Genomic DNA, 18,901 nt, shown 5'->3' on the forward strand with positions numbered 1-18,901 from the left:
TTCTTTACTTTATGCACTATGCTTTTCGACTGCTTCGCGGTAACCTAAGATCAGTAACTTAAAGAAGTAAGGTGTCATATGCTGAAAAACAGCAATCAGAGTTATGGCTGGGTAAGTATCGCAATGCATTGGTTAATGGCTCTGGCGATCTTTTTTATGTTTGGTCTTGGCTTGTATATGGTTGAGTTAACATATTACGACCCGTGGTATAAAGGCTCACTAGATTTGCATAAGTCATTAGGGATTATATTAATGGGGCTGTGGTTGTTCCGTTTTGTGTGGCGATATATAAACACTAAGCCACAGGAGTTACCTGGACCTAAGTTAGAACAGCTCGCGGCGCGGATTGGTCATCAAGTATTATATCTTTTGATGTTGCTGTTGCTATTGAGTGGTTACTTTATCTCAACAGCGGACGGTAAACCAATCAGTGTATTTGAGCTATTTGAAGTGCCAGCAGTGCCTTGGTCTTTTGATAATCAAGAAGATATTGTAGGTGATATACATTTTTGGCTTGCATGGGGTTTAATTGGGTTTGTAGCTATTCATATAATGGCTGCGCTAAAACATCAATTTATCAATAAAGATGGCGGTTTAAGCCGCATATTAAAAGTATCTAAATAAAAAGTTTATTTTAAGAATTATAGAAAATTATTAGAGGGCTATATATGAAAAAGCGTATCGTTAGTGCGATTTTAGCAACTGGTTTAGTGATGTCGGGTGTTGCAAACGCCGCGGAATATAAAGTAGATAAAGCGGGAGCACATGCTTTCATCAACTTTAAAATTAAGCACTTAGGGTATAGCTGGTTGACGGGTAGGTTTAACGATTTTGACGGCAAATTTAACTATGACAAAAACAAGCCGAATGATTCAAAAATCAACATTGTGATCAATACGGCAAGTATAGATTCGAACCATGCAGAGCGTGACAAACACCTTCGAGGCAAGGATTTTTTGAACGTTAAACAGTTTCCAAAAGCAACTTTTGAAAGCACAAAGTATGAGCAAGTCAGTGACACAGAAGCAAAGCTGACAGGTTTACTTGAGTTAAACGGTGTTAAAAGAACCATTACTTTCCCAGTCGAAAAAATTGGTGAAGGTAAAGATCCTTGGGGTGGCTACCGTGTAGGCTTCTCTGGTGAAACATCGCTAAAGCTAAAAGATTTTGGGATTGATTATAACCTTGGCCCTGCATCTACGCATGTGACTTTAGAGCTACATATTGAAGGTATTCGCCTGTAAAGGCTGATGCCGAACTGTCAATCAGAGATGATTACTAGTCAACTCTGATTGACAGCACGCCTTTGTGATAACCCCCGTCCAACTGTAAAACCAACTTACTATCAACAATTAGTTTGAGCTCCGTTTAAAAAAGACCATGGACCACACAGGTCCAAAGATAAACCAAAACAAAACAGTAAATACAGGTATCTTAAACCATATGGTTATTGCGTGTGTTTTAGCGGGATCGTCGACTAAAACGACAATTAAGATAAGCAAAACATAAATAATCAACACTGCCAAAATGCATCTAAACCAGAGTTTAAGTTCGTCTAAGACCGCTTGCCAGCCAGTTAAAGCTGTCGGTACCGGAGACGGACCTTGAGAAAACTTGTATGAAAACCATTTATCTACACAGCCAACTAACAGAGGCCCAAATGCAATGGTAAATCCTATATAAGCAGTAGCGAGGCCATGGGCAAATGTTGCGTAGCTACCATTGAGTAGATCATAGATAACAAACATCAATAGCAGCAAATCAATCAGTGGTACACAAGCCAAAATTACAGAGCTTGCTTTTCGTTTTCCAAACATGTACCTCACTGCAAAACCGCTTAAAAGTGCAACCCAAAAAGCAATTTCACAACTGATAATTAGAAAATATAGAATGTGGGAGTCAAGTGTCATGTGCTATTACTCAATTAACGATTAATGCATCTTAAGTCGCAAGATATCACAGCTCAATACGATATAATTGGAATACTCAATAAATGGTTTAACTGAGGTCTATTCGCAGTGTGAATGAGGGTAGCTTAAAGGTATATAAATACCTTTAAGTTTATAACGCTTGAACGAAAGAATACTGTTCTTTTATTGTTGAATGTTGAAGTTTAATCGCAGCGAAATTATCTGGAACCCTAACAAATCAAATTTGAAATAGGTGCGTTTAGTATTCCTTACGATCTAGGTATTGCCGCTAAACCTTGCCAGTCTTCCAGATCTTGGTTTGGTTTTTCTTTTCTAAACTGAGCGTATTGGCTTATACCCATCTGGTCTTCAAGGATGTCGACAATAATTCCTTTTTCTTTCAATAACCCTTCATTGCCACAGGCGTTGCTCACGTCGCCAACCACCACACGGTTAAATCCACGCATATATAACAAAGTGGCACATACATCACAGGGACTTAAACTGGTGTATAAGGTCGTCTGAGAAAAGTCTATTCTGCCAGCATCTCTAATCGCAGAAGTTTCACCATGGTTATACGGATGGGACTCTTGCACGAGTGTATTGTGTCCTTTGCCCACAATTTCTTTAGTTTGATTATTGACAATTACTGCGCCAATAGGGCAGCCGCCTTCGTCATAGCTTTTTTTCGCAAGCAACACTGCGACCCGCATATAATCAGAATCACTTAGCCTTGCAGTAAACTCGTTAGACAATAATGTTGATAAACTCGCTGTTGGCATATGAGCAACGACGTTGAGCGAAGTATCATTAATTTGGGTATCGTGTGTAAAGAGTGGCGCTAGCATGATTTTATCCAAAAAAATACAATTACAGTACTATATAAAAGATCATTGAGGAGCAATTGTGAAGGCTGTGACAATAATACTTAGTACAAATTAGCGATTGTGGTAATGGTGTGTTTCTTTCAAGATAGGCCTTGTTTCCTAAATAATTGAACTCCTGACCTTTTGCGTCTTCAGATCACATAAGCCGATAAATGATAATAGGCTTAAGCAATAGGGAAAAACTCAAATATAAATGTTGAAAAATAAAGAGCATCAAAATAGTATTGACTTAAAATTAAACAAAAGCACAATAAATCAACACTTTAACAATAAACAAGGAATAGAAAAATGAAACCTGTATTAAAAAAAGCAAACTTAAAAAAACTTGTAGTAGCAGATACACATTTAACCCCACAGGACACAAAAAAGATTGCAGGAGGGGCTGAGTTAAAAGGTATCACTTCCATTTTGATTTTCTGTGATACAGATGTTATTAAATAAACACTTCGGAGGTGGTCCCACCTCCAATCTACCCCCGAGAAATAGTGTCATAACATTAATGTCAATTAGGCTTAACGCAATGAAAGGATTGGTTAGAGTCAAAGTGATGAATACGACGAGCGAGTTAGGTACGCAATAGCACAACAATAGTAATAAAAACTACCAGGCCAGTGAGTTTGTTTAAACAGTAATGCCGGATTTGTACACAATAGGAAAAAACATGACAGTCTATGAAATGTTAGTAGGTTTAGATGTGAAGGACGATATCTTATATAGTGAATATCGTGAAGCGATGAAACCCATTTTAAGGTCAATGGGTGGAGAGTTCGGATATGACTTCCGTATTGAAGAAGTACTAAAAAGCGAAGTCTCGCAAAACATCAACCGAGTATTTACTATTCGGTTCCCAAATAAAAACGTCATGACATCATTTTTTGATGCGCCAGAGTATCAAGTCGTAAAGGCTAAATATTTTGCGCCATCTGTCAGAGATATCACCATTATTCGCGAGTACGAAGTAGTTGAATCAGACGCGTAGCAGTGAATGCTTAGCGAGTTTGTTTAATTTAAGGTAAAGGTGAAAATTGCCCTTTTTTATCAATGAGTTTAATTGTATCTTAGCGTCAATTCTTAATCGTGCTGATTTAAAAAGGAAAAGTGATGAAAAGATTAGTGTTGTGTATGGATGGGACGTGGAATAAGCCTGCGCAATATGATCGTGGTAAAAGAAAACCAACCAATGTTGTTAAGTTGGCCAGAGGTGTTGAGCAAGTTTGCCCAAATGGCGTTCATCAAGTTGTGTACTATAGTGAAGGCGTTGGTACACATTGGGGAATGGATAAAATTCTCGGAGGCGGTTTTGGCCTCGGTCTATCGCAAAATGTACTGCGTGCCTATCAATTTTTGGTTTTAAATTATCAGCCAGGAGATGAGATTTATGGCTTTGGTTTTAGCCGAGGGGCTTATACTATTCGAAGTGTGATTGGGCTTATCAATAAAATAGGGCTGTTGCCCAAAGATCACGCTTTTTATATGCCAGAGGCTTACAGGCTCTACCGTAATAGGGCATCCGACACAGAAGTTGATGCATTCAAAACAGAGCACAAGTGTACAGACGTATCGATTAAGTTCGTAGGTGTTTGGGATACAGTTGGCGCGCTAGGTTTGCCATTTGACTTTGATTTAATTAATCGTCGCTATCAATTTCATGATGTCAGTCTAACAGACAACATTGAACATGCTTATCACGCTTTGGCAATTGATGAAAAGCGTGGGCCTTTTAAGCCGGCAATTTGGACATTACCAGAAGGTTCAACTCAAACTCTTGAGCAAAAATGGTTTGCAGGTAGTCACAGTAATGTAGGCGGTGGGTACTCTCAAGATGGGCTTGCAAACATCTCACTGCATTGGATTAAAGAGAGAGCGACTGAGCATGGCTTAGTCTTTAATGAACGATTTTTATCTTACTATCGACCCTATCATTTAGATGAATATAGAGATTCGATGAGCTGGGTGTATAAAATTACAGAAAAAATACGCAAATTGGGTGTAGGACAGCGTACCAATGAGTCACTGCACGACAGTGTATATCGGCGCATTTCAGAAAGCGAATGCTACCAGCCGGTGAATGCAATTGAATTTATGGAGAAGGTAAGTAATCCCAGCTAACTGCCATATACTTCGTACTCAAACATATCATGAAATTTGATAAATATTAAATAGATACTCCTTGCATATGTATGGGGTATCTAATAATAAACTCGCGTTTATCGCCAGCAATATATTTTTATTCTGCCAGTTAATATCATAATCACGAGTCACTTCACACCTATAATTTTCAGGCAATACCAAAATTTTATTGGGTAAACCTCAGTTATTGCAATTTGAGTTATATTGTTTTTTTTGCAATGAAACTAATTTAAAAAACATTTGAATATTGTATAAAATATATTTACTTGGTTTGAGTGTTTTGTTATTTTTGTTTTCCCGATTTTGGGATGAATTTATTAGCATAGTTAAACATGCTACTTATTGTGTATTTAAGGAAAATTATGACAACTAAGTACTTGGCAGGTGTTGCCTCTATTTTATTCACTGTTAGCGTGCAAGCAGCAACAATGGGCAATTACGTACCTTTTAGCCAGCAAGATTATATTAATAATGGTTACAACGGCCCTGGTGTAAAAGCGCCATTAAATGGTAATCAATTTGACCCTATGGTTTGTATTGATGGCAGACGTGTTCCGGGTGTAGTAAGTGCAGATGGCAACTGCTATGTAGAATACAAAAAAAATTGGCGTAACAGTGATTATTCAATTCTAATGGCGCCTAGCGGTGGCTATACATGGAAAAGAATAGGCCGAGGTTACAACTTAACAGGTAAAGAAATCACTGGTGGAGCGCGCGACTCTGGTGAGTATTCTTATCACTGTATGGCAGAAAAGTTTATTAACGGTTATGGTAAAATCAAAGTAGTTGGTAAATATATCCCTAATCAGGATCGTTGTTATTTGACAACTGGTGAAAGGGAAGGAGACAGAACACATATTGATATTGACTACTGGCGTTCACCTGCTTGGATACTTGTGGCAAACTAACATATTTTCTAAGCAAAGCTATCTCAGCTTTGCTTTTTTACTTTCCTGCTCAAAGGTGAGTACTCATTTTTTAACTTCGAAACTGTGATTTTTTATAATGTATGTTTTTTGATTTGAAAATGTATTGAGTGGGGAGAGTTCGAATTTATGTGTGTTAACTCCAATAAGCTTGCTCTGCACTTTTCAGAGAAAACACACAACTAAAAGATAAAATTAATAAAGGGGGTTTTAGTGTTTGGCTTGAAGCGCCTTTATTGTTCAGTCTCTTTTAGTACGTCAAGTAAGAGTAAATAAGTCTTCTCAAACGCTTCTTTCTCATTCGGGAATTGCTCCATTGTGTCTTTGTATAGACTCGCCGCAGCTTGATATTCTCGAAGTTGAATATAACATTGGCCCATATAGTAGCGAGCAGTAACATTACTAGGATTAATCGATAGAGAGTGATCAAAGTATTTGAGAGCTTCTTGACAGTCGCCAGTATCCATATAAATGAAGGCAATGTTATCAATGGCTTCATAAAACATTGGAAATATATTTAGCGCTTCAAGGTATAAAGATATTGCGTCATTAAACTTTTTTTGCTCACTAAGCGAATATGCTTCTTTATATTTTGTATTTGCTAAAGCGATCAGCTCTTCAACAGTTTGCCCGGTAACATGTGCATATTTTTGGAAGTTACTGTGTTTTAAGTATTCATGGAAGTAGCCGAGCTCGCTTTTTTTCACTGGTTTATTTCCTATTAATTCCCAGTCTTCGGCTAGCGCTTCAGTTGATAAAGGCGTGTGGCCCACTAAAACCCCGAGTTGTTCGACACTTGATTCGGTAGGCTTTTTTTCAGAATGTTGAAAAAAAGTTACATGCAATGTTGTGTCATCAGGGTTGTCACTATCAACATTGATTATTTTCAATGTTTCCCATTTATCTTTTTGTTTTACATAAAAATCCCCTTCTTTGTACTGGGTACTCTTCGGTGTCTCGTGCGCTTCAACGGTGTATACGCACAGTAAGGAGCTAAACAGACAAATGAGCGAGGTAAAAATTTTAGGCATCGGTTTCCTACTAGGTTAGCATCAAATCTTGGTAGGTCGTATGGCAGTGAAAACTGCATTATTGGACCACCCATAAAAAAACAGGGCGCAATGCTAGACTAGCTTGCAGTATAAATAAAGAAACTTTTTGGTAAGCCTACTAAGAGTTTGTTTTCTCGCTACGCATGTGCAATAAGCCATGAGTAATTGAATTACGCTTTTGAAGTGCAGACTTTTCAATAGGAAGCTGTGACAAGCCAGCCATCCCAAAATTGAAACTATCTTCCCAAAAATGGGAAGAGATCTTAGCTATGAAATTAAAAATATTAAATTAAATCAGTAGTTTAATATTGGCATGTAATTCGCCTTAGTGTTTTAAAACAAACACTAAGGTCAAATATGGATATAAAAGCATCCCTTGCTAAAAATAAACAGCGAAAATTTCCGGTTAAATCGCTAGTTTTCGGTGTCACCAGCTGCGCATTCCTGTTCGGTGTCGCATTTATGGATGTGAAGAACGAAGAGGTAGATGCTCCGAGTCTGGTTTTTGCGCAAGTTCAAAGCGGGCAGCTGAGCTTAGCGGTTTCAGGGTACGGTCAATTGCGCTCTAAGCAAAGTCGCTTTATAACAGCAAGTCATCGCTCTCAAGTAGAAGAAATTTTCCATTTACCCGGCAGTCGTGTCAGTCATGATACCGTTATTATGCGCCTTTCTAATCCAGATTTGTTGCAAACCCTCAATCGTAGCCGCCTTGCACTAGCGAGACAAAAAGCCAGTTTTGAAGCGCTCAAGCTCAGTCAACATAGTGCGCTGCTGACCCAAAGAGGACAGCTGACTTTGCTAAAAAGTGAGCTGGCCAATGCACAGATCAGAGAAGAAGCTGAAGCAAAATTGATTGCCAAGGGAATAGTATCGGCCCTTGATCATAAGCGCTCACAACTAGAAGTAAATCAGCTTACTGAGCGCGTCAAGCTTGCACAATTACAGCTGCAACAAACCAAAGCCCTTCACACTCAGCGCTTGCAGATTGAACAAGAGTTAATGAGAGAAGTGGAGTTAAGTTACCAAGCTGCGGATGCCGACGTTCGCAATTTACAAGTTAAAGCCGGAATAGAAGGTATGCTCCAAGAGGTGAATATTGAACAGGGCCAATCGGTACAAGTTGGTGCGCCTTTGGCTTTAGTCGGCAGTGAGATGTCGTTATTGGCTGACCTACAAGTGCCAGAAAAACAAGCTAGTAGGGTACAGGTCGGTCAGCTTGGCATTATCAACACCTTCAGTGGAGAAGTTCAAGCACGTGTTAATCGCATAGACCCAGTTGTTAGAGATGGGCGAATTGCAATTGAGCTTGAGCTAACAGGTACTTTGCCTGACAACGCTCGACCTGAACTGTCAATTGAAGGACGAATCATTACAGAAACAAAGGCTAGCGCGTTATCTCTGCAAAGGCCTAGCTACATAGCGGAACAAAGTACTGCAGCTTTGTACGTTCTCAATGAAGAAACAAATCAACTAGTTAAAACCCCAATAGAGTTTGGTACACTCGCCGGTAACGCCATCGAAATTCGAACTGGTGTAAAGGCCGGCGAGCAAGTTGTGATCTCGGACATGTCCGATTTTAAACATCTCGAAGAAATAAAAATAACTCAATAAATTCAAAAGGACGCAATTATGGCTAATACACCAGTTATCGAGCTAACAGACGTTTCAAAAGTTTACGTCAGTGAAAACGTTGAAACACACGCACTTACTAACATCAATTTAAGTATTTACAAAGGGGACTATGTTGCAATAAGTGGGCCCTCAGGTTGTGGAAAATCTACCCTGTTAAGTTTAATGGGCCTGTTGGACGATATCAGTTCGGGCTCTTATAAAATTGAAGGGGTGGATACTCAGAGTTTGGATGCCGACACCCTTGCAGAGCTGAGAAACTTACATATAGGCTTTATTTTTCAATCGTTTAATTTAATTGATGAGCTGTCTGTCTTTGACAATGTGGCATTGCCTCTTATTTATCGAGAACAGCCCTTGAGCCAATCAGAAATAACACAGCGCGTCAATCACGCTTTGTCTCAAGTCGAAATAGATCACCGGGCCAATCATAAGCCCAATCAACTCTCAGGTGGTCAGCAGCAACGTGTTGCAATAGCAAGGGCATTGGCCGGAGAACCTAGTATCCTCTTAGTTGATGAACCCACGGGAAACTTGGACTCTAAAAATGGTGATGCGGTGATGGCAATACTCGATACGCTGAATGAGCAAGGCACTACTATTTGCATGGTAACGCACGATCCGCGTTACGCGGGTTACGCGAAACAGCAGGTTAAGTTGTTAGATGGATCGGTGTTGCACACTAAGTCTGAAATAAACCACAGTGATAATGCGCCAGCAAAGAGGGAAATAGCATGAATATCATTCGGTTTTCCAACCAACTCAAACTGGCAATTCAGTCCCTTAGACAAGCAAAAGGGTTTTCTGTCGCAATCATACTGACTCTGTCACTTACACTGGCATGTTTCTTTGTAGTAATGAGTTTATTCAGCAATTATTTTATCAAACCTTTAAATGTAGAGCATGAAGAGCGTTTGGTTATTGTCGAGCAAGACAATGTATTTGCAGACAAAAACAGCCCAGGATATCAAAGCTTCCAGTCTATAGAGCAATGGTACAAAACACAGCAAGTATTTGAAAAAGCGGCCGCGGTGAGCACTGGTCAGGAGATTGTGACTAACTTACCTGGTCAGCCAAAATTAGATGTAACTTATGCAACTGATGAGTACTACGAATTATTTAGAGTGCCAGTGATGCTAGGCCGGCATATTGCAAACGTGCAGGTTTTAGACGAAAAAGTGCAGGAGGTGATGATCTCCTACCAAATTTGGCAGCGCTACTTTGACGGAAGTGAACAAGCTATAGGGCAAAGTCTAACGATGGAGGGTATGCAGTTTACCGTTGTTGGTGTGGTTGGACAAAATTATACCGATCCGTTTATGTTCAATGATGGCAAAGCACAAATCTGGTTTAAGTTTAGCGCGGATAGACGTTATTTCCGAGAGGAAGATCCAAGCCCTTGGTACAATTTATTTGGCACACTTAAATTAATTGGTGTTTTAAAACCGGGCGAAACCAACGCCACTGCAAAAACGCATTTGCATCAATCACTGCAAGAGATAAAAGCGCAATGGGTAGAGGGTTTCCCAAACATCGTTGACTTAGTGCCCATTGTAACGAGTTTTCGCAAAGCTGAATTAGGTGACAACAACAAACTCGCGATTTTGTTGCTAGCGGGTGTTACGGGTTTGCTATTAATTGCACTTTTAAATGTCAGTAATTTATTTGTCTCAAGGGCTGTTGTGAAACACAAGCAACTCGCTCTTCAAGCGGTTTTAGGCGCAAAGCGTCGTGTATTGTTTCAAAGTATTTTATTGGAAACTTCGGTTTTAATGACTGCGTCTGTGCTGGTGGCATTGTTTTTAGCTGCATGGGGGATAAAGCTCTTTGTTTCTTTAAGCACTGGCTTTTTACCTTTAATCTCTGATCTATCATTGGACAGCACGGTATTGCTCAGTGCTTTACTTGTATGCGTTCTATTAGCTTGGCTATTTGCATTTATCACAAGTCGCCTTATTAACTTTACCAAATTGCGTGCTCAGATTCAGTCATCTGGCAAAGGGGCTGTCAGCCAAGTAAGCGCAACGACAGTGAAGATGATGGTTGCAGTGCAGCTGTTTTTAGCTTCAACTTTGGTCATTGGCGCAACGATGGTGCTTAGCAAAACGCTAGAGACACTAAATCGTCCACTAGGAAGTAAAACAGAAAACTTCTATGCGGTGCACCTATTTATTCAAGATATGGAAGAAAGCATTGCTGAGCGTTATCGATTTATTGAAGCGTATAGAGAGGCGCTATACAAAATAGATGGCGTCGCAAAAGTGGCCCATGGCAGTAGTCCAGTGCAGTACAATACTCGAGCCAGTACAGTTACTGATATGGCAGGAAACGAAAGTGTGTTTATCCCCCAAGCTTGGGTTGGTATGGACTATTTTGATGTTACTGGATTAAAAATCATTGAAGGGCGCACCTTTAGTGAAGCGGCCATGCGTGGAGAAAAACATGAGTTTTTAGTGACAAAAGCGGTCAACGATTTACTCAAGCCTGGTGGAAGTTTGATTGGCGAAACTTTTATGAGCTTTGACCCAGACAATCCAGTTGAGGTGGTTGGCATAACAGAAAACTTTAATCACCCTAGATCATTTGGCAGACACCAAGGGCGTCATTTTTGGTGGGCATCTCAGCCTTATGCTTTTCCATATATCGTCAAGATGGAAGAAGGGAAAAGTTTAAGCCGAGAGACATTGTTTACGGCGGCTCGAAGCGTAGATCAACGTACAGGCATATGGCGCTTAACCAATTTGGAAAAAGAGTACGGGCTTATGACACATATGGAGCGGATCACACGAAACTTATGTATTTTGCTCGCATTGTTTACGTTAGTGTTAGCGGGTGTTGGTATCTATGGTGTGCTGAGTTATAACCTAGGGCTACGTCGCTATGAATTAGGCATACGTATGGCATTAGGCGCAAAAAGCAAAAGATTGTATAGAGAGCTATTTCAGGACACTATTGTCCCATTGGCACTTGCTTTCGTCTTAGCGGTCCTGCTTTGTGTAGTAGGTTACACGTTTTTTGTAGAACAAATTAGCGACTATATGTTGGTTAACCCTCTGTGGTTGACGGCGGTAAGTACAGGAATTGCGGTATTTGCGTTATTCGCAACTTTATACCCGATGAGCAAAATATTGGGTGCGAAACCGATGGCGTCATTACGTCAAGAGTAATACGTAGTGGACTTAGGCGTAGATCCTAAGTCCGCTTTCCAAACAATAATTGATGATTAGTAAGGAAATATGAAAACAGTTTTAATTGTGGATGATTTAATTGATGTTCGCCTCAGTGCACGGATCGTGCTTGAAAGTCATGGTTTTCATTGTTTAGAAGCTCAGCACCCGAGTGCTGCAATGACTAGCTTGGAGCAAAATCAGATAGATTTGATATTGCTGGATATGAATTTTAGCCAAGATACTACTTCAGGACAGGAAGGATTGGCTTTTTTATCTAAACTTCAATCGCTCAACTATACCATCCCAGTTATCGTAATCACGGCATGGGCCAAAATAGACTTAGCAGTGCAAGCTATGCAAAAGGGGGCTTGTGACTTTATCGAAAAACCTTGGAAAAATGCGCGTTTATTAGAAGCGGTGCAAGGAGCAACGATACAAATAGATTCGCAGCAAACCACATCTACACAGTCACGATTTTTGGCTTTTAGTACGCAGAGTAAGCAACTTCTAGAAAAAGCGCAGCGCATTGCAAAAACACAAGCGAATATATTGATCACCGGTGAAAACGGTACTGGAAAAAGCCTGCTAGCTGAATATATTCATGATGAAAGTTTGCGAGCAAGTCACGAGATGATCAGTGTGAACATGGCTGCGATACCTGAAAACTTATTCGAAAGTGAGTTGTTTGGTCATAAAAAAGGGGCTTTTACAGATGCCAAAGAAAATCGTACTGGCCGATTTACACTCGCCAATGACTCAAGTTTGTTTCTTGATGAAGTTGGTTGTTTGCCCATAGCTTTGCAAGCAAAACTGTTACGAGTACTGGAAAGTGGAGAATATGAAGAAGTCGGGTGTTCGACATCAAAGCGCAGCAATGCTCGAGTAATTTCAGCAACCAATGCTGATTTAAATAAGCTCATCGCGCAGGGCGAGTTTAGGCGTGACTTGTTATTCCGTCTCAATACTTTGGTGATAGAGCTGCCGCCGTTGCGAGAGCGTTTGGATGAAATAGCAGCTTTTGCTGAGTATTTCATTGCAAAACACATGAATAAATATGGTCGTACGGATGTGGCGTTGAGTGAACAAGCCCACAAAAAGCTAAAATCTTATCATTGGCCAGGGAATATGAGGGAATTATCTCATGTATTAGAGCGGGCAGTGATCATGGCAGATACTAACGTCATTCAAGCTCAAGATGTGCAAATTCAACCCAGTGACGAAACATTATTGCCATTGCCTTTGATGACATTAGAACAAGCAGAAAAAAAACTGATCCTCAACGCGATAGATCACTTTGATGGTAATGTTGTTAGAGCGGGAGAGTTTTTAGGTTTGAGTAAATCTGCAATTTATCGTCGCGTGGATAAGTTTAACATTCAGGTAAAAGACTAAAAATGAAAATCCAGCCAGCCTCATTGGAGAGCAGCCTAATTTGGTTGTTTTTCGTACCTCTTTGCACCATCACTCTGTTTGCCGTTTGGACTTCTATTAACTTAGCGTTGGATACACTAACGTCTTTCACTTTGATATTGGCTGTCTTGTTACCGAGTTTGTTTGCATTGTATAAAGCTTACCAGCGAATATTTAGGTGCTTAGAGGGCGTCGCGGTGCAACTGGACGGATTGGCAAATGAAGAGTTTACGGTATGGCATCTAGCTAAGTATAAAAAAGGACGCGTTGCACAGATTAAAGTTGACCTCAAAACGATAGCAGAGCGCATGAAAAACAAACGGCAAGAGTATTTGCAGAATGAGACTTTTATCTTTGATTTTATCAATGAACTAGACTTGCCGATAGTGGTGCTCGATCACCACTATCATGTTTATCATCACAATAGGGCGGCTGAGGCGTTTTACCATGGTAAAAATATCACAGGATTTAGTACCGCTCAGTTGGAATTGGAACAAGTGCAAGGTAGGTGGCAAACTTTAAAGCAAAATCAAAGATTTAAAGTTGTTGAACACAGTTTGTATCGAGGTCAAAGAAAGTACCAATTGATGGTGTACGTATCCATAGAGCAATCATTGCGACGCAATGAGCAGCAAGCTTGGCAAAAACTCGTGCGAGTCCTCAACCATGAAGTTAGAAACTCATTGACGCCTATTTACTCAATGGCTCAGTCATTAAAAGAGCTGCCAAATCAATCGAACGAAGCGCTCAAAGATACTATGTTGAATGTGATTGAAAAGCGCTCAGAACATTTACTAAGCTTTGTTGCTAACTATTCGAAGTTGTCTCAATTACCCGTTCCACAAAAGAGCTACATCACTGCTTCTGGTTTGTTGCTGCGTTTGCAGGCCTTATTTCCCACAGTTTCCGTTAAGCTGCTTACTGGGCAAAATTTATCTCTATTTTGTGACGTTGAACAATTGGAACAAGCACTGTTGAATCTGGTCAAAAATGCACAACAAGCCAATGAGGTAATAGGCTCTCAAAGGGTGGAGTTGACACTGAGCTTACAAAACGAAGGTTGTCAAATTGACGTTTTAGACAATGGTGAAGGGGTCAGCAATACTGACAATTTATTTACGCCTTTTTATTCAACAAAAGAGCAAGGTAATGGAATTGGCTTGGTACTGAGCAGAGAAATTATTCGTGCACAAGGGGGAGAATTAACTCTAAATAGTAGAACAGATGCTGACGGAGCTGTTGCACGTATTGAGTTACCAAATCAGGTTAAAGAATCTGACACTATTTCGTCTTAATAGTATATAACACCTTATATTTAGCCAGAACTAGATACTGATATAACTTGGCCAGTCGGAGCACAAATGAAACTTGCAGCAATTCGAATACCCTGTCAAAACCTCAAAGATGCACAAGCCTTTTATGTAGATAAATTGGGATTAAATCCCGCATTCGGATCGCCTTCTGAAGGTTTTGTTGGCATGCAACTGCAAAACGTTCAATTGATTTTGGAGCCAGAAGAACAAGGCGAGTTTGAATGTGGGCGATACCTTGGCTTTAGTCTCGCCGTCGAAGACATAAAAACCTTCTATAGCGAGGCTTGTGCGCGAGGCGTATTGTTCTCAAACGAACCAGAGAAACAAAACTGGGGCGGTATTATGACTCATATGCATGACAACAGTGGAAATATCTTTTCGGTCATTGAAGTTTAAAAAGTAACTATATTTCAAGTAACAAAACTAGCAGAGCATCTACAGTTATCACTGCGGCCCTAAACTCTCTAGAACTAAATGTGTTTCGCTTCGTCAGTGGGGTGCTAAAAGTATGGGAGTCATAGTGAACCGTTTACTCAACTTGCCTGATTTTTAATAGATGTTTTAATGGCACAATGTAAGTGTGCCATTGGCTCTATTGGTTGTTGCTTATAGTTTTGGGGTGGCTTCAATATGTGATGTTAGTTTTGTGGCAACTTCACTTAAACCGGCGTTAATTGCTTTTAGTTCTGCTTTTCTCAAGGTCTCGTAAAAATTTAACTCTTCAGCATTTCTATTTACAGTATATTGTTTGGTTGAGGTGAGTGTAAATGGCACAATTCCTGTTCTTGTGTCTATCAACACAGCTTCAGTAGAGCAATATGAACGCACTCGGTCTTGTTCAAAAAATCGAAGCTGTTTAAAGTTATCACATCCATTTTTGTAAACTAAAATAAGGTCCGCTTGATAACGGGCCGCAGCTTCTCGTAAAAAGGGAACGGTTTTTTGCTCTGGTAACAATAATGTTGGTAGGAAAGAAGCGTCGTATATCCTATGTGAGCTTTTCAGCTTATCAATAAAGTGCGTAATCATCTCATTGTCTATTTGCACGAATTCTTGTGAGCGCATTCGTGAATTTTTTGGGGTCGATAAATTGATAATGGCGATACGATTTACATGAGGCAGTGAAATTCGATGAGCTAGCGCTTGTTTGATTTGAGCATCGCTCATACTAGGACCGTCATTCGAAAATAAGCTCACGGCTGATTGCGGCGCATTGGTTTCCATCTGATAGTCTGATGGCCTGTGTGTAGAAGATGTTGAGCAGCCTGACGCAAGTAGTACGCCCAGAACAACAGCTATATATTTCATTGTTTTCCTAGAGTTTAATTTATTATCCTCTCACAGTATGTCGGTTGCTATCTTAATGACAGATTAATCTGTGCTTAACAAAGTAATCTTGCAGTTCAGCATCGAATACAATAAACAAGGCGCACGGGCAGGAAGAATTGAGCCGTTTTTATGAGGTGTTACTGTGGTTTGTTTCGTGTGGGTGAGATATCTGACAATCCAAATATCCGCTTTTTGATAGAAAGCTAACCATTGGAAAAATGCTGATTCTTTAAAAAGAATAAAGAAACTCAAGCCTATTCACTTGAGTCTCATATACCTGTGATCACAGCTCACATTGCGTTTCTTTGCGCTTTTTCATCATTTCTTTGATAGCTTTATTTAAGTTTTCTTTTTTTATATAACGTTCTGGAAGTGCTTTTATGGTGTATATAAAATCACCCGTGCTCCAATCAATTGCATCATCGAGAAATTGCGGGCTGACCACAGCAATATTGAGTTTCGGGTCCAGTCGCTTCAACGCATCAACAGTACCAAGATGATAGTTGCTATGAAATGACCCATTGAAATGAATAACACGGCTTGCTGGGTTTGATTTGAGCGCATTGTAAATAGACTCTGCCATTGTATTATCGCGAGCTAGTTGGGCGTAAAAACTATTGCTTAACTTCACTGGACCCGACTTTTTATCAGCTTTTGAACCATGGTGACTCATCGCTTCAATAAACTTGTCTTGATATGCCTGTGAGCTGGTGGTGATATCTTTTGCAACCCAGTTTTGGTGCTGTTTATCAAAGTTATTTATATACTCCGGCCCTTTGCGCGCGACGCAACGTACAACGCTCAATGGCGTATTGGCTGCGACAGTTGTCAGTTTGTATTGTTTGGCAAATTCAACCAAGGGGCGATAGTCACTTTGGTAGTTATCCCACGCATTGGATTGTTTTATCAAGGTTTGCTCTCCAATTTCATTATTTATGTACTGCTCCAGCACATCTTGTTTATCGCGTGTGAACTGCTCAAAGCTCAGTATTAAGTTTGGATTTTGTTGATATATCAAGGGTAGTAAATCGGCTTGAAGGCGGTGAGAAGCACTGTGGGTGTGATATTCACCCACAAAGATCACGTCGGCGTTGTTTAGGTGTGATCCGAGTTTTTTAATATCGATTTGCTGCTTGTTATTTGCATCGTATAAAGTGTAATCGTGCAGCGTAACAATGCTGTGTGAGTGCGTTTTATCTTGGTGTGTGGTAACGCAACCTTGCATCAACAACGTTGAAGTAGTTAGCAATAGAGCTGCTTTTAAGTGCATTGTTTTTATCATGAAAATTCCGATGTTCTAATAAATTCCAGAAACCGATATTCAATTGAATATCATGGTAATGATAACTGTTCTCATTACAGGTGTCGAGCTTGGCTGGTTGTGCGGTTATATCGTTGCTTTCTACATAACTTATTGAAAATGATTAATTTAATATCCGTAGTGGATAGAACTAACAGTATTCAATTAAAATAGGGATTTAAATTTTGAAGAATGTTTTATTATCGTCGCTACTTTTGTCGACACTTGTCAGTCAAAAAACGCTTTAAATCATTGTCCTAAACTACTGAATAGCTTATCGATTAAAAGTCATTAAGCTATTCGTAATAGGCTTGAATTGTCTTTTGCTCTTCTCGCCAAAATTGAGCCTATCTTAGTCGAGCAATTTGCAACCTCATTAAGTGCCGCCTAGAAGGCCACCTTTCGCCATGTAATTCACAGTTATTTCGCGGCACTAAACAGTCGCCCGTAAGTCACTTTTTTATAACGAGTAATCTTATAGTGATGCTGTTTCACTCGAAGATATTGTTTTGCATAAATTGGGATTATTCATTGAGAACCTTGTTAAATTACTGTAGGTTTTTGTTTTGAGATTTATGTTCTGATAAATCAATTGCATATCATATTATCTTATATTTTAAAACCTTATATTTTTCAATTTACTGTTGCTTTGGTTGACTTTTTCGCAGTGGTGGTGTCATTTTATTTCGGTCTCTGTTTCTGCACACTGGAAAAAATATGGTGAGTAGTAATGAGGGGCTATAAAAATTGAGCCTTATAGCGCAATTGCAGTTTTTTAAGTTCGTGATTTTAACTTTTGGAGTTAATTAGATTTCACTTTTTAAAATTTATATTTGCATTTTGTGATATTGGCTTGGTGGCTAAATAAAAAGCAATGAATTAAAAAAATATTAAAGGATGATTTGTAAAATGAAAAAACTTACTTTACTTGCAGCATTGGGTTTGGGTATGGCCAGTGTATCAGCACAAGCCGCTGTGGTTGAATGTTTGATAAGTGGTACACCTACACCTCAAGAGTTTACGCCTCAGTTTTGCTCTAGCCAAGCTAGCTCACCTGCGACCGAGGTCATATTTAGGCTCACGTCGAGTAAGCCAATCGCAGAAGTAACGTGGAATTATAGTGGTACTTCTGGCCGTTGGGATTGCAGAAAAGGACAATACTGTGTATTTAGCAATAGCACAAGAGAGCCAAGTGGCAGTGCAGAAGCATGTGCAACACGTGTTCTTTACAAAGATGGTACATGGGAAAACTTAAACTCTTGTGCATACGGCATGTTCTGGTATGGCAGCGGTCCTGTGATCACGCCGTTCACACATGATGTAACTGAAGAGCAATTAAACGCAAGTTCAGAGCAATTTTAATTAAGTTAAACACATAGATTTATTGTTTAACTTTTCAAATTAAATAGCACTTTTAGTGCTATTTAATTTCGAGTTCTCTTCTCCCACATTGGTTACTTCCCTTGGAGGAGAGCGCTAGGAGTCTTTGGCAACAATTTCATCATTGCAATCAAGTCTATTCATAAGCACAACCTTCTACCATTCGGCTAACGTTTCGTCTTAATGTGCGAAGCAAATTATCCAGTATTTCGTGACATAAGATACATTCACGCATCTATTGGTGCTAATAATATTGTGACAATCGGCTGCTATGGCTAAATGCAGCTTACGTTAAGTTTGGGTTTGCTTTGTACCTGACCTTAGCTTTTAGGCCGATATTGTCGAAAACAGTATTGATAAACTACCGTATTGTTGGTTCGGTATAGAACATTCAATACTTTAGCTCGCTAACATAAGCAGATTTAGTAAGGTGACTAAATTAAGGAGTGAGTTAGCAAAGTCTTC

18 protein-coding genes are annotated in these 18,901 nt (G+C 39.7%); 13 read left to right on the forward strand and 5 right to left on the reverse strand.

What is annotated here, in order from left to right; all coding sequences use genetic code 11:
* The first annotated feature begins 78 nt into the window (after nucleotides 1–78).
* Complete coding sequence (locus tag MHN81_RS20295; RefSeq protein WP_023398341.1) at nucleotides 79–624, forward strand: cytochrome b; 546 nt, start codon at nucleotides 79–81, stop codon at nucleotides 622–624.
* Between the two features lie 44 nt (nucleotides 625–668).
* Nucleotides 669–1,244, forward strand: coding sequence for a YceI family protein (locus MHN81_RS20300; protein ID WP_023398340.1), 576 nt, complete (start codon nucleotides 669–671; stop codon nucleotides 1,242–1,244).
* Nucleotides 1,245–1,352: 108 nt separating this feature from the next.
* Here MHN81_RS20300 and MHN81_RS20305 read toward each other — a convergent pair whose 3' ends face one another.
* Together MHN81_RS20305 and MHN81_RS20310 are read right to left on the reverse strand one after the other, a co-directional pair.
* Nucleotides 1,353–1,817: a hypothetical protein gene (locus MHN81_RS20305; RefSeq protein WP_239426548.1), complete on the reverse strand. Its 465-nt coding sequence runs from the start codon at nucleotides 1,815–1,817 to the stop codon at nucleotides 1,353–1,355.
* 362 nt (nucleotides 1,818–2,179) lie between these two features.
* Nucleotides 2,180–2,758, reverse strand: coding sequence for a nucleoside deaminase (locus MHN81_RS20310; RefSeq protein ID WP_239426549.1), 579 nt, complete (start codon nucleotides 2,756–2,758; stop codon nucleotides 2,180–2,182).
* 327 nt (nucleotides 2,759–3,085) lie between these two features.
* Here MHN81_RS20310 and MHN81_RS20315 point away from each other — a divergent pair, with 327 nt between their 5' ends.
* The 4 genes from MHN81_RS20315 to MHN81_RS20330 all read left to right on the forward strand — a co-directional run bounded on the left by MHN81_RS20315 (nucleotide 3,086) and on the right by MHN81_RS20330 (nucleotide 5,835).
* Complete coding sequence (locus tag MHN81_RS20315) at nucleotides 3,086–3,238, forward strand: hypothetical protein (RefSeq protein ID WP_023398337.1); 153 nt, start codon at nucleotides 3,086–3,088, stop codon at nucleotides 3,236–3,238.
* Between the two features lie 220 nt (nucleotides 3,239–3,458).
* Entirely contained in the window at nucleotides 3,459–3,776 is a 318-nt protein-coding gene (locus MHN81_RS20320; RefSeq protein WP_023398336.1) for a DUF1330 domain-containing protein, read from the forward strand.
* Between the two features lie 122 nt (nucleotides 3,777–3,898).
* Complete coding sequence (locus MHN81_RS20325; RefSeq protein ID WP_239426550.1) at nucleotides 3,899–4,906, forward strand: DUF2235 domain-containing protein; 1,008 nt, start codon at nucleotides 3,899–3,901, stop codon at nucleotides 4,904–4,906.
* 383 nt (nucleotides 4,907–5,289) lie between these two features.
* Complete coding sequence (locus tag MHN81_RS20330; protein WP_023398334.1) at nucleotides 5,290–5,835, forward strand: DUF3421 domain-containing protein; 546 nt, start codon at nucleotides 5,290–5,292, stop codon at nucleotides 5,833–5,835.
* 251 nt (nucleotides 5,836–6,086) lie between these two features.
* Here the strand turns inward: MHN81_RS20330 and MHN81_RS20335 are convergent, their stop codons facing one another.
* Complete coding sequence (locus MHN81_RS20335) at nucleotides 6,087–6,884, reverse strand: tetratricopeptide repeat protein (RefSeq protein WP_023398333.1); 798 nt, start codon at nucleotides 6,882–6,884, stop codon at nucleotides 6,087–6,089.
* Between the two features lie 378 nt (nucleotides 6,885–7,262).
* Between MHN81_RS20335 and MHN81_RS20340 the strand changes: the two genes are divergently transcribed.
* The 6 genes from MHN81_RS20340 to MHN81_RS20365 all read left to right on the forward strand — a co-directional run bounded on the left by MHN81_RS20340 (nucleotide 7,263) and on the right by MHN81_RS20365 (nucleotide 14,823).
* A complete protein-coding gene (locus MHN81_RS20340; RefSeq protein ID WP_023398332.1) occupies nucleotides 7,263–8,516 on the forward strand; it encodes an efflux RND transporter periplasmic adaptor subunit in 1,254 nt (417 codons plus the stop codon).
* Between the two features lie 18 nt (nucleotides 8,517–8,534).
* Nucleotides 8,535–9,272: an ABC transporter ATP-binding protein gene (locus tag MHN81_RS20345; protein WP_023398331.1), complete on the forward strand. Its 738-nt coding sequence runs from the start codon at nucleotides 8,535–8,537 to the stop codon at nucleotides 9,270–9,272.
* Complete coding sequence (locus tag MHN81_RS20350) at nucleotides 9,269–11,701, forward strand: ABC transporter permease (RefSeq protein ID WP_023398330.1); 2,433 nt, start codon at nucleotides 9,269–9,271, stop codon at nucleotides 11,699–11,701. The genes MHN81_RS20345 and MHN81_RS20350 overlap by 4 nt, the downstream gene beginning before the upstream one ends.
* 69 nt (nucleotides 11,702–11,770) lie before the next feature.
* Nucleotides 11,771–13,096 carry a sigma-54 dependent transcriptional regulator gene (locus MHN81_RS20355; RefSeq protein ID WP_023398329.1) on the forward strand — a complete coding sequence of 442 codons (1,326 nt, stop codon included), beginning with the start codon at nucleotides 11,771–11,773 and terminating at the stop codon, nucleotides 13,094–13,096.
* A gap of 2 nt (nucleotides 13,097–13,098) precedes the next feature.
* Nucleotides 13,099–14,409 carry an ATP-binding protein gene (locus MHN81_RS20360; protein ID WP_239426551.1) on the forward strand — a complete coding sequence of 437 codons (1,311 nt, stop codon included), beginning with the start codon at nucleotides 13,099–13,101 and terminating at the stop codon, nucleotides 14,407–14,409.
* A gap of 66 nt (nucleotides 14,410–14,475) precedes the next feature.
* Nucleotides 14,476–14,823: a VOC family protein gene (locus tag MHN81_RS20365; RefSeq protein WP_239426552.1), complete on the forward strand. Its 348-nt coding sequence runs from the start codon at nucleotides 14,476–14,478 to the stop codon at nucleotides 14,821–14,823.
* Nucleotides 14,824–15,033: 210 nt separating this feature from the next.
* Here MHN81_RS20365 and MHN81_RS20370 read toward each other — a convergent pair whose 3' ends face one another.
* Nucleotides 15,034–15,735: a hypothetical protein gene (locus tag MHN81_RS20370; RefSeq protein ID WP_023398326.1), complete on the reverse strand. Its 702-nt coding sequence runs from the start codon at nucleotides 15,733–15,735 to the stop codon at nucleotides 15,034–15,036.
* A 304-nt stretch (nucleotides 15,736–16,039) separates the two neighbouring features.
* Nucleotides 16,040–17,038 carry a ChaN family lipoprotein gene (locus MHN81_RS20375; protein WP_239426553.1) on the reverse strand — a complete coding sequence of 333 codons (999 nt, stop codon included), beginning with the start codon at nucleotides 17,036–17,038 and terminating at the stop codon, nucleotides 16,040–16,042.
* A 927-nt stretch (nucleotides 17,039–17,965) separates the two neighbouring features.
* Between MHN81_RS20375 and MHN81_RS20380 the strand changes: the two genes are divergently transcribed.
* The gene (locus MHN81_RS20380) at nucleotides 17,966–18,418 is read left to right on the forward strand and encodes a hypothetical protein (protein WP_023398324.1); all 453 of its coding nucleotides are present in this window, start codon (nucleotides 17,966–17,968) and stop codon (nucleotides 18,416–18,418) included.
* Nucleotides 18,419–18,901: the final 483 nt, after the last annotated feature.

Source organism: Pseudoalteromonas sp. Of7M-16 (assembly GCF_022347805.1).
Classification (GTDB): domain Bacteria; phylum Pseudomonadota; class Gammaproteobacteria; order Enterobacterales; family Alteromonadaceae; genus Pseudoalteromonas; species Pseudoalteromonas luteoviolacea_F.